Source organism: Streptomyces sp. NPDC001056 (genome assembly GCF_053598955.1).
In genome coordinates this window covers 15,502-28,725 of sequence record NZ_JBSFLI010000004.1, presented here as the reverse complement: position 1 = coordinate 28,725, position 13,224 = coordinate 15,502, and the positions used below count along the sequence as shown (strand labels likewise).

Below are 13,224 nucleotides of genomic sequence, written 5' to 3'. Positions count from 1 at the left end.
CTCAGAACAGGGCCGTGCCGCGTTCGAAGTCCAGCAGGCGGCGCTTGCGCTCCAGGCCGCCGCCGTAGCCGGTGAGGCTGCCGTCGCTGCCGACGACGCGGTGGCAGGGCACGATGATGCCGACGGGGTTGCGGCCGTTGGCGAGGCCGACCGCGCGGGAGGCGCCGGGATTGCCGAGGGCGTCGGCGAGTTGGCCGTAGGTGCGCGTCTCGCCGTAGGGGATGCGGGTGAGCTGGTCCCAGACGCTGCGCTGGAACGGGGTTCCGCGCAGGCCGAGTTCGAGGGTGAACTCGCGCAACTCGCCCGCGAAGTAGGCGTCCAGCTGTTCCTGTGCCGCGGCGAAGCAGGGCGGGGAGTCGTCGCGGACGCCGAAGTCCTCCTCGGGCGGGCGGTGCCGCTGGTCGGTCATGTACAGGCCGCACAGGGCGCCGTCCTCGGCGACCAGGGTGAGGGGACCGTACGGGCTGTCGGTCACGGTGTGGCACATCACGGGAAGAACCTTCTTACACGGGAAGGAAGTTGATCGGGTGGCTGTCGGTCGCCCATAGATACTGCACCGCGTACGCCCGCCACGGGCGCCATGCCTCGGCGCGGACGGTGAGCGCGGCGGGGGTGGACGGCAGCCCGAGTTCGCCGGCCGCGCGCCGGATGCCGAGGTCGGTGGGCAGGAAGGCGTCCGGGTCGCCGAGGGCGCGCATGGCGATGACGTCGACCGTCCAGGGGCCGAAGCCGGGCAGCGCGAGCAGCCGGACGCGGGCCTCGGCCCAGTCCGATTCCACCCCCAAGTGGAGTGCGCCGTCGGCGAGTTGACCCACCAGGGTGGTGAAGGTGGTGCGCCGTGTGCGGGGCATCGCCAGGGTCTCGGGGTCGACCGCGGCCAGTTCCTCGGGCGAGGGGAAAAGGTGGGTGAGGCCGCCCTCGGGGTCGTCCAGGGGCTTGCCGTGGGCGGTGACGAGGCGGGCCGCGTGGGTGCGGGCGGCGGCCGTGGAGACCTGCTGCCCGAGTACGGCCCGTACGGCGAACTCGGCCTCGTCCACCGTGCGCGGCACCCGGCGGCCCGGCGCCTTGTCGACCAGCGGGGCGAGCAGCGGGTCGGTGCGCAGCCGGTCGTCCACGGCGACGGGGTCGGCGTCCAGGTCGAGCAGCCGGCGGCAGCGGCTGATCGCCACGGCCAGGTCGCGCAGGTCGCTGAGGGTGAGGCGGCAGGCGATGTGGTCGGGGCGGGGGGCGAGGGCGACGATCCCGTGGCCGTACGGCAGTCGGAGGGTCCGGCGGTAGGCGCCGGTGGGGGCACCGCCCGCGCCGTTCAGGCTCTGCGGGAGCCATTCCTCGACGCCGGGTACGGCCGTGGCGGCGAGGTGGCCGAAGAGGTTGCTCGGGTTGAGCGGGGCGCGGAACGGCAGGCGCAGACAGAGGGTCCCGGGGGTGCCGTCGGCGGCCGCGCGGCCGGCCGGTACCCGGTGGCGCAACTCGCTCGGGGAGAGGGCGAAGACCTCGCGGACGGTGTCGTTGAAGGCGCGGACGGAGGAGAAGCCGGCCGCGAAGGCGATCTCCGCCATGGGCAGCGCGGTGGTCTCGATGAGCAGCCGCGCGGTCTGGGCGCGCTGGGCGCGGGCGAGGGCGAGGGGCCCCGCGCCCAGCTCGGCGAGGAGTTGCCGCTCCACCTGGCGGGTGCTGTAGCCGAGCCGGGCGGCGAGGCCGGGCACGCCCTCGCGGTCCACGACGCCGTCGGTGATCAGGCGCATGGCGCGGGCCACCAGATCGGCGCGCCGGTTCCACTCCGGGGAGCCGGGACTGGTGTCCGGGCGGCAGCGCTTGCAGGCCCGGAACCCGGCCTGCTGGCAGGCGGCCGCGCTCGGGTAGAACGTCATGTTCTCCGGCTTGGGCGGGACGACGGGGCAGCTGGGCCGGCAGTAGATGCGGGTGGTCAGCACCGCCGTGTAGAACCATCCGTCGAACCGGGCGTCCTTGGACTGCACGGCGCGCACGCAGTGCTCCCGGTCGAGGTGCGTCGCTGTCTGCATGACTCAAGGATGACCAGTGCGGGAGCCCCGTGCTGGCGGAATTCCGACATGTACGCCGAGCGGCCTGCGGGGATGCCCTACCGGGTCCGCTGCCGGAAGTCGCTGATCCACTCCGCCGTGGTGCGCAGCCCGCCGAACGTGTAGAAGTGCACCTTGACCTGGCCGTGGCGCGCGGGATCGTGGCGTTCGGTCAGCGCGTGCAGGAAGCGGTCGGGGCCCGCCGTGCCCAGCAGGTTGGTCAGCGAGAAGCCGTACTTGCGGGCGACGGAGGCGCTGGTGGTGACGCCGAAGCGGGTGGCGTAGCCGACGAGGCGGCGGATGCCCGCGGGGCCGGGGACGCCGATGCGGACGGGCAGGTCGACGCCCCGGGCGCGGACGGCCGCCAGCCAGTCGAGGACCGGGTCGGCGTCGAAGCCGAACTGGGTGATGACGTCGCCGGTGAAGGGACCCGCGCCGATGGCCGCGGCCTTGTCGGTGAGCGCCGACCACAGTGCGGGGCCGGTTATCGCGGGGTGGCCCTCGGGGTAGCCGCTGATGCCGATGTGGCGGACGCCGTAGCGCTGGAGCAGTCCGGTGCGGATGACGGCGAGGGCGTCCTCGTACGGACCCTCGGGGCGGGCCGGGTCGCCGCCGACGACGAAGACGTTGTCCGCGGTGCCGTCCTCGGCGAGGCCCGCGAGGAACTCCTCCAGCGCGGCGGGCGAGGGCAGCCGACGGGCGGAGATGTGCGGCACGGGGACGAAGCCGAGCCGGCGGACCGCGCGCGCCGCGGCGAGCCGGGTGGCGTGGTCCTCGCCGGCGAGGAAGGTGACGTTGATCCGGGTGCCCCGCGGGATGCTGTCCCGCGCCTCCTCCAGCGCGGGCACGTCCTTGCCGGTCATCTCCAGCGAGAAGTCGTCCAGCAGGGCGGTGCCCACCGTGGCCGGGGCGGTGGCGGCGGGGTTCATCGGGCTCCTTGCGGCTCGGGCGCTGCGGCGCGCCTCTTCGGCTTCGACCTGCGGTTTCGCGGGGCGCCCCGCTCCCGTGACCGACCACGTCGGCCAGGCACCGGGTGTGATGCTACCCAAGCCGGTGCGCCGGGCCGTCCCCGGCAGTGCGGCCCCAGCCGGGCTCCGGTCCGCCGACGCGGCGCCCGAAGGAATCCCTGATAACACGCACGGCGACCTTATCTTGTGAACGAATCATTGACGTGACGTAAAGCGAATGTCATTCTCCACGGCATCGCGCCCGACTCGCGCCGTGCCGCCCCTCCCCCACCGCACGCGGAGCCGAGCCCTTCCACGCCCCCGGGGCTTTCCGTTCCCGGACCCCTTCTTTCCAGCCAGGGAGAACAGCAATGACACGCGACAACGGGACGGCCGTGTCCCAGAGCCCAGCCGCGGGGGCCGCCCGGACGCCGGGTTACGCGGGAACACTGGCCGCCGCCTGCGGCGCCGTCTTCGTGGCCCAGGTGGCGAACGCGCTGCCCGCCTCGCTGAACGGCCTCTTCCAGCAGGACCTGCACACGCATGGCTCCCAACTCACCTGGGTCACCGCCGCGTTCATGATCGCGGTGGTCTGCTTCGAGTTCTCCTTCGGTGTCCTCGGCGACCTTTTCGGACGGCGCCGGCTCGTGGTGGCCGGCACGGTCCTGGTCGCCGCGGGCAGCACCGTCGCCGCGCTCGCGCCCACCGTCCAGGTGCTGTGGATCGGCGCCGCCCTGAACGGGCTGGGCGCCGGCGCCATGTTCCCCGGCTCGCTCACCGCGATCACCGCCGTCACCCGCGGCACGCGGGAACGGGCGCACGCGGTGGCGCTCTGGAGCGGCTGCCTGTCCGCGGGCGCCGCCGTCTCCCCCGTGCTCGGCGGCGTGTTCGCCAAGGTCGGGTCGTGGCGCGGCTCCTTCTGGGTACTGGTCGCACTCGCCCTGGTCAGTGCGGTGCTCACGCGGGCCCTGGCCGCGGAGTCGAGGGCGCCCCGGGGCCGCAGACTCGACGTGCCGGGTCAGATCACCTTCGCCGCCGGTCTCGTCCTGGTGCTGTACGGCGCCGTGGAGGGGCCCGAGTCGGGCTGGACCGCGCTCCCCGTCCTCCTGGCCTTCGCTCTCGGCGCCTGCTTCCTCGCCGGATTCGTCGTGGTGGAACTGGGGGCCGAGTCCCCGCTCTTCGACCTGAGGCTGTTCCGCAACCGGGCCTTCACCGTGTCGTCCGTCGTCGCGGTCATCGGCATGCTCGCCTTCCTCGGCGCCTGCTTCTCGACGAGCATGTGGCTGGGCCCCGTGCAGCACCAGGACCCGCTCCGCGTCGCGGTCCCCTTCCTGCTCCTGCAGGGACCCGCCTTCCTGCTCATCCCGGTCGTCTCACGGCTCCTCCACCGGGTCGCCGCCTCCTGGCTGCTGACCTCGGGATTCGTCCTGATGGCGATCGGTTGCCTGCTGTGCGCCCGACTGGACGTCGACGACCCGGGACTCGGCGCGTTCGTGGTACCCGCGCTGCTGGTCGGTATCGGCTTCGCCCTGACCGTCAGCTCGGTGACGGCCGTGGCGCTGAACAGCGTACCCCCGGAGCTGGCGGGCATGGCGAGCGCCACCACCAACATGCTCCGCGACCTCGGCTTCGCCCTCGGCCCCGTCGTCGTCGGCGCGGTCGCCCTCAGCAACGCGGGGTCGGCGTTCACGCGGAACCTGTCCGGCGCACAGCTGCCGGCCGCCCAGCTCGCGGCGGCACGTCAGATCGCCGGGGCGGGCGGGCCCCTCGCCGTGAACAGCGTGCCGCCCGGCGGCCCGGCTGCCGCGGCGCACGGCCTGGCCCTGGATGCCCTGGGCAGTGGCTTCGGCACCGCGTTCCTGGTGTGCGGTGCGGCAGCCGCCGTCGCCGCGGCGCTGACCGCCTTCGGCATGATCGGGCTGCGCGTCGGCCGGTCCGCCGAGGACGAGGCGCCCGCATCGTCCGCTCAGGGCGGCGACGGCAGGACCGGATCGACCGCGGCCGTGCTCCGTCCCTGACCTCGGCGCCTCGTCAGGACGCCACCGGGACGATCGACGCGCACGGGCGCCTCTCCGCCCGGCTCGTCATCACCCCGCGGTGGCAGGCGAGTCGGCCTCGCGGCGCAGGCCCACGGCGGTGAGCACGGCACCCACGAGGCACAGGACGGCCGTGACGAGGACGGCGGCGTGCACACCGTTCATGAAGGCCTCGCCATACGAGTGCCTTGTCTGTGATCGGTAGGTCGACAAGTCGGTGGAAGAGGTCGGAGTCCTCGACCCGGACGGGGGTACGGCGGCGTTCCGCCACGCAGGCGGGGGATCGCGGCAGGGGACGGCGGGGTGGAGGCGCGGGCCACGCACCCGACCGGGCGTCCCGCCGGAGAACCGGACCCGAGGGGTCAGCCGGCGGAGCAGGAGCCCCGGGTCAACGCCAGCAGCGCACCGCAGGCCGAGCCGAGCGCGCCCCGCTCCCCCTCGGTGAGGGTCTCCAGCAGGCGCGCCATGTGGGCTTCCTTCAGCTCCCGCGCCTCGGCGAGTCGCTCCGCGGCCAGCGCCGTGGGGTGCAGATGGGCGATCCGCTTGTCGGCGGCGTCCCGCCTGCGCTCCAGCAGCCCCAGCTCGGTGAGCTGGGAGACGAGGGCGCTGACATTGTTCGGCTTCATCAGCAGGGCGTCGGCCGCTTCCCGGACCGTGACGCCTACGCGTTCCTCGACCAGCCGCAGCAGAGCGAGCTGGCCCTCCGGCAGCGTCGGGTGCGGGAAGTCCTGCACGACCCGCCGCTCCAGCACCCTGTTCAGCGCAGGCAGAACCGCCACGAGCACGGAGGCCACGTGGTCGGTCTGCCGGCGGGATGCGGTGGGGTCGAGCACACGCCGACTATAGATACGACCATATACCTATGTCAACATAGGTAAGAGGAGACCGACCCGTCGTGGTGGCCGCGGACGGGGGATTCCGCGCACGTCCGCCGGTGACACGTCGGATTTCCCCGCCGAAGGAGCCGCGGCCGGCCCGGGGCCGCCGAGACGGCCGACGGTGGGGCGCCCGACCGAGCCGCCGCGGCCCGCGTCGCGGCCGTACCCGGAGCAGCGACGTCGAACACTTCCGGCACCACCGTCCCGGCCGAACCGACACCCGCGAACCCGGCCCCGACCCGTGCTCCCGGCCGAGGCGCGGTCATCGCCCTCGCCTGCGCGGGCGTCTTCGTCGCCTACCTCCCGGTGACCACCGTGGCCGTCAGCCTGCCGGTGATCCAGCGGGAACTGTCCTGCACCTCGCCGTGTTCGCCGCGGCGGTCAGCGGGCGGGTCGGCCTCGCGGTCTCCGTGCCGTGCCGCACCGCCGACGACCTGCACACGGCGCGCCGGCATCCGGCATTCCGGCATTCCGGCATTCCGGCAGAGCGAGCGCGGACGAGCGTCACGAGCGGGCAGGGAGGCTCGGCCCCGGCCGACGGCGCCGCGCGGCGCCTGTGCGCCGTGGGCGGCCCTGGCGGTGTCCCACGACTCGCCACCAAAAAGTAACGGCCCCGTCACGCGCGGGACGGGGCCTGGCCGGTCAGAAGGGGACCGGCGCGGGGGGCGGGGCCGGCTGGCCCGCCTGGGCGAGGCCCAGTTGCGCACTGAGCAAATGGGCGTCGAGCACACCCACCTCGGCGGTGCGGGCGGCACGGGCGTAGCCGTTCAGCATGCGCTTGGTGAGGACGAGCGACTCGGGCGCGCGCCGCAGCAGCGGCCTGATCCAGGAGTCGACCGCCGCGTCCAGGGCCTCCCGGGGCGCGACCTTGTGCAGGAGACCGAGCCGGTGGGCGGTGGCCGCGTCGAAGTTCTCACAGGTGAGCATGAGTTCACGGATGTGGGAGACGCCGGCCTCGGAGATCAGCCGGCCCATGGCGCCGCCCCACGCGGGGGGCAGGCCGAGGGCGACCTCGGGCATGCGGAACCGGCAGTCGTCGGCGCCCGCGCGCAGGTCGCAGTAGGAGGCGAGAGCGAGTCCCGCGCCGATGATCCGGCCGTGCAGCCGCGCGACGGTGATCGCGTGGGTGTTCTCCAGGGCCTCGCACACGCGCAGCGCCTTGTCGTTCATGCGACGCAGGGCCGTGCCGGTGGGATCCTGCGCGAGCGCGGCCTGGAACTCGGTGCGCTCGGCGCCCAGGTTGAAGTCGTCGCCCGCTCCGGTCAGCACCAGGACGCGGATGTCCGGCCGGTCGTGGAGGGCGGTGAGGACGGCGAGGAGGTCGTCGAGGGCGGCGACGGTGAGGGTGTTGTCCTTCGGCGTGGCACCGAGCCGGATCCACAGCACGGGTCCGTCGAGGTCCGCCTGGATCGCCGTGGTGGCGAACGGGCGGTGGGGGCCGGCCTGTTGGGCCGTAACGGTTATGTCGGTCATATCGGTCATGCGAGGGTGACGTCCAGGTTCAGCAGTCGTCTGAAGGCGACGCGCGGCGCCCAGGTCGGGCGGCGGACCAGGGTGAGCTGGGGAAAGCGCGTGACCAGCTGGTGGAGGAGGGTCTGGGCCTCCAGGCGGGCCAGGGGCGCGCCGAGGCAGTAGTGGATGCCGCCGCTGAAGGCCAGGTGGGCCGGCTTGCGGTGCATGTTGAACAGTTCGGCGTCCTCGTGCTTGGCCGGGTCGCGGTGGGCCGCGCCGACCAGCAGGTGGACCATCTCGTCCTTGCGGATCTCCACGCCGCCCAGTTCGCAGTCGCGCGAGGAGACGCGGCTGATGACGTGGGTGGGCGGGTCGTAGCGCAGCGACTCCTCGACGGCGGCCGGCACCAGGTCGGGCTGGACCGTGAGCCGGTTCCACTGGCGGGGGTGTTCGAGGAGCAGCAGGACGGTGGTGGACAGCAGGGTGGTCGTGGTCTCCAGGGCGGCCAGGAGCACGAACAGGGCGAGGAAGTAGACGGCCTCGTCGGCCTTGTCCTGGTCGCTCTCCATGCCGTCCCACACCTTGATCCAGCGCGAGACGGGGTCGTCGCCGGGGCGGGCGCGCCGCCGGCGCACCAGGTCGGTGAAGTAGCGGCGCAGTTCGGCGGTGGCCGCGTCCGACAGCGCCAGCTGACTGGCGGAGGGCAGCAGTTCCTGGGTGAAGACCTGGTCGTGGGTGAGATCGCGCAGCCGGGGGTAGTCGGCAGGGGGCAAACCCAGCCAGTGTCCGATGACGGCCACCGGCAGTTCCTCGGCGACCAGGTCGTTGAGGTCGGCCTCGCCGTCGTGCAGCCGCTCGGCGAGGTTGTCGAGCAGCTTGGTGGTGAACCGCTCTATTATCCCGCGCATTTCGTCCAGCGAGCCGCGGTCGAACATGCCGGCCGAGCGGCGTACCCAGGTGTGCTCCGGGGGGTTGAGGGCGGGCAGTGTGCGGCTCATCTCGCGGGAGGACGGCGCCGTCCAGCGGGTGCCGTCGCCCTGCTGTTCTCGCCAGCGGGCGTCCGGCTCCAGCCAGTCTCTACTGCGGACGACCTGGTCACAGACATCGAATCCGGTCACGAGGTGGCCGCCCCAGGGTGCGGCGGCCACCGCACCCCGGGAGCGGAGTTCCGCGTAGATCGGAAAGGGGTTGGCCTGCCCCTTGGCGGTGCGCAGGCGGGAGAAGAGCGATACGGCGAAGCGTCTGTCGGCGGGCGGAGTGGTGACGGTTTCCACAATGACCCTTTCTGATCTAGACATCAGCCCGCATGCATACCCTCCGCTTCTGACGCATATACAAGCTGACTATGCAACGCGCGAGTTGCCTTCGTCACTCCCCTCGGGTCCACGCCAGGAAGCGGCTGAACAGGCCCGCCTTGGGTTTCGGCGCCCCGGCCATCGCCGGCCGGAGCGTGGTGGAGAGGGGGGATGCGGAGGCCGCCACCGGGGATTCCGTCTTCTGGGCCGCGGTCGGCACCACGATGCGCGGGGTGAAGCGCACCGGCAGCGCCACCAGGGAGCGGCTCCACGGCGCCGGGATCCAGCTCAAGTCCTTGAACGGCATCCGCACGTCGATATCCGGGAGCCGGTTGAGCAGGGACTCCACGGCGGTCACCGCGATCACGAACGCCGGGTCCTTGGCGGGACAGGCGTGCGGACCCGCGCCGAAGGCCAGGTGGGCCTTCGCGCTGAGCTGCTCGCGGTGCTCGGCGAGCCGGGGGTCGGTGTTGGCCGCCGCGAAGGAGATCATCACCGGGTCGTTCGCCCTGACCACCCGGCCACCCAACTCCACGTCGTGCGTGGGGTAATGGGCCGCGTAGTTGGCTATGGGAGCGTAGTTCCACAGGACCTGGGTGACGGCGTCCTCGACCGGCAGGCCGGACTGCCACTCCTCGCCGAGGATCAGCGCGCTCGCGGTGCCGATCACGGCGGACAGCGGCGTGGTGCCACCGGACAGCAGGGTGACGAGCTGGTGCAGCACCTCCTCGTCGGTGAGCTGCGCCGAGTGCTGCATCAGACGCGTCGTCAGGTCCTCGCCGGGGTTGCGCCGCTTGAGCGTGATCAGCTCGTTCAGCGCCTCGGCGAGCAGCTGGTCGGCGCCGGCGCTCCCGGAGAAGATGCCGGTGATGCCGGCGATGACACGGTCACCGATCTCCGGCGGGCAGCCGAACAGGTCGCTGAACACCAGCAGCGGCAGCGGCTGGGCGTACTCCGCCATCAGCTCGGCCTGGCCCATGCGCTCGGAGCTGAAGCGGCTGATCAGGTAGTCGGCCGAGGCCTGCGTCTGACGCACCAGCTGGAGCTCGTTGACACTGGCCAGACTGTCGGTGACGGCCTGGCGCAGCCGGGCGTGCGCGGCGCCGTCGCTGAACAGCGCGTTGGGCCGGTAGGCCAGCATCGGCAGCGCGGGGCTGTCCTCGGGGACCCGGCCCTCGTGCAGCGCGTTCCAGCGCCGCGAGTCGCGGACGAAGGAGGCGGGGTTCTGCAGGATGTAGAGCGCGGCGTCGTAGCTGGTGACCAGCTCGACCTCGACGCCGGGCGCGATGTCCACCGGGGCGCTCGGGCCGAGGCTGCGCAGATGGGCGTAGTGGCCGTCCGGGTCGGAGCCGAACCGGGGGCCGTAGAGCTGGGTGTTTCCGTGTGCGGGGCAGCCGGGGGGCGGCTCTGTGCCGGGTCGCTGCTGCATGAGCGGGGGGCTCCTAGTCGATGAGGGAGAGAAGATGGTGCACGAGGGTGATCAGCGCGTGCGCCGACGACTGCTCGTTGCGGACGTCGCAGGGGACGACGGGGGTGTCCGCGGACAGGTTGAGCGCCTCGCGCACCTCAGAGAGCGGGTAGCCGGGCGTGCCGTCGAAGTGGTTGACCCCGATGGCGTACGTCAGACCGAACCGCTCGACCAGGTCGAGGATGGGGAACGACTCGGACAGACGCTCGGGGTCGACGAGGACGAGCGCGCCCAGGGCACCCCGGGACAGCTCCTCCCACATCTCCTTGAAGCGTTCCTGGCCGGGGGTGCCGAAGAGGTACAGCACCACCTCGTCGTTGATGGTCAGACGGCCGAAGTCCATGGCGACCGTCGTGGTGGTCTTGTCGGGAGTGCCCGACAGATCGTCGAAGCCCTCGCTGGCCTCGGTGATCTCTTCTTCGGTCCGCAGCGGCTCGATCTCGGAGATGCTGGCGATACACGTGGTCTTGCCGACCCCGAAGTGCCCCACCACGAGCACCTTCACCGCCGTACGGACACCTGAGTCCAGGTACACGAATCACGCTCCGAATCGGGCTCTGAGGCCGTCGAGCACGGCGTTCAGTACTTCTCGGTCGACACGTTCCGCGCGGGGCACCGGCTTCCGCGCGATGATCAGGCCGCTCTCCTCCATCTCGGCCAGGAGGATCCGGACGACCCCCAGCGGCAGACGGGTGTGTGCGGCGACCTCGGCCACGGACAGGAAGCCGTCCATGACCAGGTCCAGAACCTGACGGGCCTCCGGGGTGAGCGTGCGCACCGTGGTGGCGGCGTGCTCGCTCGCGGACACCAGCGTCGTGTGCCCGTAGGCGTGTTCCGGGGGCAGGGACCGCCCGTTCGTGATCACGAAGAACGGGACTAATGCGGAGGTGAGTTCCAGATCCTCGTCGGGCTCGTCACTCACGCGCGGCTCGCCTCCCCGTGCGGGGCCAGATACGCGCCGAGGCGCGGCACGACCTGGTGCAGCCGGGTGGTGAACTCCTCGATGTCCGCGTCGTGCTGGGCCGCGGCGGCGAGGAAGGCGCCCCGCCCGGCGGAGATCAGGAAGATCCAGCCGTGCGAGAACTCGATGACCGTCTGCCGCCAGAGCGCGTCCGGCTGGACGCCGGCGAACTGCGCGGTGGCCCGGCTGTAGGCGTGGATGCCGGTCATCGCGGCGGAGATGGTGTCCGCGAGGTCCTGGCTCATGCCCGTGGTGGCGCCGCGGGGAAGTCCGTCGCCGCCCAGCAGCACGGCGTGCCGGGCGCCGCGCACCTCGCTGATCACCTCGTCCAGGTCGGCGATCCGGACCCCGGTGCCGATCTCCTGGCCGTCGCGGGCGCGCTGGGCGCGCGACCCGGCCTCGTCGGCGTGCACCCGGGGCGGCGAGGTGAGGTTGTTGCCGAGCCGGGCGACGAGCCGGTGCATGCGGAAGGAGATCTGCTGCATGTCGACATCGGGTGCCGCGGCCGCCGCCAGATACGCGCCCTGCCCGGCCCCGATCAGGAAGATCCAGCCGTGCGAGAACTCGATGATGGTCTGGTTCCACTGCCGGTCCGGGGCGTCCCCGGCGAAGTGGGACGTGGCCCGGCTCAGCGACTGCATGCCCGCCATGGCGGCGGAGATGGTCCGCACGTCCTTCTGGGCCATGCCGTCGGTCGCCCCACGGGGCAGGCCGTCCGCGGACAGCAGGACGGCGTGGCGTGCCTTGGGCACGTTGGCCACGATGTCCTCAAGCATCCACGACAGGTCGGTGATCATGTGTCATCGGACCCTTCGGACGGTGCCGCGGAGAGATTGCGGCCCGAGAGCGTGCCGCGCTGGAAGGCGCCCAGACTGCGGCCCGCGGCCCGGCCGGCGTCCTCCACGGCCGTGACGTGCGGCAGGCCGACGGTGTCCTGGTCGGGAACGCTGGCGATGGGAACCTGGCGGGCGCCGCGCCGCGGCAGGCCGTTGGCGGTGCGCGTCACGGACTCGGGCCGGGCGGGGATGCCGGGCTGCTCGATAACGGGCGGGACCTCTTCCACCGGTGCGGTCTCCTCCTCCGTCCACAGTTCCTCGGGCAGCAGCACGACCGCGCGCACGCCGCCGTAGCGGGAGACACCGGTCACGTCCACCCGGAAGCCGTACTGCTGGGACAGCAGGCCGATCACGGGGAAACCGAACTTGGGCTGGTTGCCCAGCTGGGACAGCCGGGGGCGGTACTGGCCGGAGAGCAGGGCGGAGGCCTTCTGGCGCTCCTCGTCGTTCATGCCGACGCCCGCGTCGTCGATGACGATGCACAGGTTCTTCTGCACCCGCTGGAACGTCACCTCGATGGGCGAGCCCTGCTGGGAGAAGCTGGCAGCGTTGTCGAGCAGCTCGGCGACGGCGAGGGCGACGGGCGAGACCGCCGACGCCTTCAGCGCGAAGCCGGTCTGCTGCATGATCTCCACGCGCCGGAAGTTACGGATCTGCCCCTGGGCGCTGCGCACCACGTCGTAGACGCTCGCGGCGCGGCTGCGGCGGCCCAGCGGGGCGCCGCACATGACCGCGATGCCCTGTGCCTTGCGTGCCATCTGCGCGTTGGCGTGGCCGACCTCCAGCAGGTCGCCGAGCACGGAGTGGCCGCCGTACTTGCGCTGGATCTCCTCCAGCAGCGCCAGCTGCTCGGCCGCGAGGCTCTGCAGGAAGCGCGCCGAGCCCTTGAGTACGGCCTTGGTGCTGTCCTCCGCCGCCTCCTCGGCTTCCTGGATGGTCTTGGCGTGGTCGGTCCGGTGCTGGTGGAGCTCTGCTCGTAAAGTGGCCAATCGGCCGTCGGCCTCGCTCAGCCGCTGGGTCAGTGCGGCTTCGGACCTGTCCTTGTTCGCCGCTATGGCCTTGGCGCGACGACTGAGAACCACGGCCGCGGCGACGCCGAGCGCCGCCACGACAACCAGGCACCAGACAAGTGCGTCTCGAATCATGGAAACCTTTCCTGGCTTTTAGCCTGCGGCCGTTGGCGGAAGTGCACCGCACCACCGGTGGGACGACCGGTCGCGAACGGGTCGGTCAGGTCACGCGGAGGACCGGACCGAAACCGTTTTCTGCGGCGCCTGAGCCGAGGGGACCAAGGTCACAGACGCGGGGA

The 13,224-nt window shown here is 72.2% G+C and carries 13 protein-coding genes; 1 reads left to right on the top strand and 12 read right to left on the bottom strand.

All coding sequences use genetic code 11. The annotated features are described in order from the left end of the window. Position 1: 1 nt before the first annotated feature. The 3 genes from ACWDD7_RS06545 to ACWDD7_RS06535 all read right to left on the bottom strand — a co-directional run bounded on the left by ACWDD7_RS06545 (position 2) and on the right by ACWDD7_RS06535 (position 2,971). Positions 2 to 490: a methylated-DNA--[protein]-cysteine S-methyltransferase gene (locus ACWDD7_RS06545; RefSeq protein ID WP_351871917.1), complete on the bottom strand. Its 489-nt coding sequence runs from the start codon at positions 488 to 490 to the stop codon at positions 2 to 4. 13 nt (positions 491 to 503) lie between these two features. After that, positions 504 to 2,024, bottom strand: a complete 1,521-nt coding sequence (locus ACWDD7_RS06540) for a DNA-3-methyladenine glycosylase 2 family protein (protein WP_351871919.1) — start codon at positions 2,022 to 2,024, stop codon at positions 504 to 506. A 77-nt stretch (positions 2,025 to 2,101) separates the two neighbouring features. Then, positions 2,102 to 2,971, bottom strand: coding sequence for a methylenetetrahydrofolate reductase (locus ACWDD7_RS06535; protein ID WP_351871922.1), 870 nt, complete (start codon positions 2,969 to 2,971; stop codon positions 2,102 to 2,104). A gap of 389 nt (positions 2,972 to 3,360) precedes the next feature. On the opposite strand from ACWDD7_RS06535, the gene ACWDD7_RS06530 reads away from it, so the two are divergent. Next, on the top strand, positions 3,361 to 5,007 hold the full coding sequence (locus ACWDD7_RS06530; RefSeq protein WP_450456576.1) for an MFS transporter: 1,647 nt from the start codon (positions 3,361 to 3,363) through the stop codon (positions 5,005 to 5,007). Positions 5,008 to 5,387: 380 nt separating this feature from the next. On the opposite strand, the gene ACWDD7_RS06525 is transcribed toward ACWDD7_RS06530, so the two are convergent. From ACWDD7_RS06525 to ACWDD7_RS06485, 9 genes are all read right to left on the bottom strand, one after another. After that, a complete protein-coding gene (locus tag ACWDD7_RS06525; RefSeq protein WP_450456575.1) occupies positions 5,388 to 5,858 on the bottom strand; it encodes a MarR family winged helix-turn-helix transcriptional regulator in 471 nt (156 codons plus the stop codon). A 341-nt stretch (positions 5,859 to 6,199) separates the two neighbouring features. Next, the gene (locus tag ACWDD7_RS06520) at positions 6,200 to 6,358 is read right to left on the bottom strand and encodes a hypothetical protein (RefSeq protein ID WP_450456574.1); all 159 of its coding nucleotides are present in this window, start codon (positions 6,356 to 6,358) and stop codon (positions 6,200 to 6,202) included. Between the two features lie 187 nt (positions 6,359 to 6,545). Then, complete coding sequence (locus tag ACWDD7_RS06515; RefSeq protein ID WP_450456573.1) at positions 6,546 to 7,376, bottom strand: enoyl-CoA hydratase/isomerase family protein; 831 nt, start codon at positions 7,374 to 7,376, stop codon at positions 6,546 to 6,548. Positions 7,377 to 7,381: 5 nt separating this feature from the next. Then, entirely contained in the window at positions 7,382 to 8,653 is a 1,272-nt protein-coding gene (locus tag ACWDD7_RS06510; RefSeq protein ID WP_351871937.1) for a cytochrome P450, read from the bottom strand. 70 nt (positions 8,654 to 8,723) lie between these two features. Then, positions 8,724 to 10,079 (bottom strand): cytochrome P450 family protein, encoded by a 1,356-nt coding sequence (locus ACWDD7_RS06505; RefSeq protein ID WP_351871940.1) that lies wholly within the window; start codon positions 10,077 to 10,079, stop codon positions 8,724 to 8,726. A 13-nt stretch (positions 10,080 to 10,092) separates the two neighbouring features. After that, a complete protein-coding gene (locus ACWDD7_RS06500) occupies positions 10,093 to 10,653 on the bottom strand; it encodes a GTP-binding protein (RefSeq protein WP_285552514.1) in 561 nt (186 codons plus the stop codon). Between the two features lie 3 nt (positions 10,654 to 10,656). Next, complete coding sequence (locus tag ACWDD7_RS06495; RefSeq protein ID WP_285552516.1) at positions 10,657 to 11,040, bottom strand: DUF742 domain-containing protein; 384 nt, start codon at positions 11,038 to 11,040, stop codon at positions 10,657 to 10,659. Continuing rightward, positions 11,037 to 11,876 (bottom strand): roadblock/LC7 domain-containing protein, encoded by an 840-nt coding sequence (locus ACWDD7_RS06490; RefSeq protein WP_450456572.1) that lies wholly within the window; start codon positions 11,874 to 11,876, stop codon positions 11,037 to 11,039. The genes ACWDD7_RS06495 and ACWDD7_RS06490 overlap by 4 nt, the downstream gene beginning before the upstream one ends. Beyond that, entirely contained in the window at positions 11,873 to 13,060 is a 1,188-nt protein-coding gene (locus ACWDD7_RS06485) for an ATP-binding protein (protein ID WP_351871948.1), read from the bottom strand. Before ACWDD7_RS06485 ends, ACWDD7_RS06490 begins: the two co-directional genes overlap by 4 nt. Positions 13,061 to 13,224: the final 164 nt, after the last annotated feature.

Coding starts and splice junctions, on each gene's coding strand:
- ACWDD7_RS06540 (WP_351871919.1), bottom strand. CDS start 2,024: ATGCAGACAGCGACGCACCTCGACCGGGAGCACTGCGTGCGCGCCGTG.
- ACWDD7_RS06535 (WP_351871922.1), bottom strand. CDS start 2,971: ATGAACCCCGCCGCCACCGCCCCGGCCACGGTGGGCACCGCCCTGCTG.
- ACWDD7_RS06530 (WP_450456576.1), top strand. CDS start 3,361: ATGACACGCGACAACGGGACGGCCGTGTCCCAGAGCCCAGCCGCGGGG.
- ACWDD7_RS06520 (WP_450456574.1), bottom strand. CDS start 6,358: ATGCCGGCGCGCCGTGTGCAGGTCGTCGGCGGTGCGGCACGGCACGGA.
- ACWDD7_RS06515 (WP_450456573.1), bottom strand. CDS start 7,376: ATGACCGACATAACCGTTACGGCCCAACAGGCCGGCCCCCACCGCCCG.
- ACWDD7_RS06510 (WP_351871937.1), bottom strand. CDS start 8,653: ATGTCTAGATCAGAAAGGGTCATTGTGGAAACCGTCACCACTCCGCCC.
- ACWDD7_RS06505 (WP_351871940.1), bottom strand. CDS start 10,079: ATGCAGCAGCGACCCGGCACAGAGCCGCCCCCCGGCTGCCCCGCACAC.
- ACWDD7_RS06490 (WP_450456572.1), bottom strand. CDS start 11,876: ATGATCACCGACCTGTCGTGGATGCTTGAGGACATCGTGGCCAACGTG.
- ACWDD7_RS06485 (WP_351871948.1), bottom strand. CDS start 13,060: ATGATTCGAGACGCACTTGTCTGGTGCCTGGTTGTCGTGGCGGCGCTC.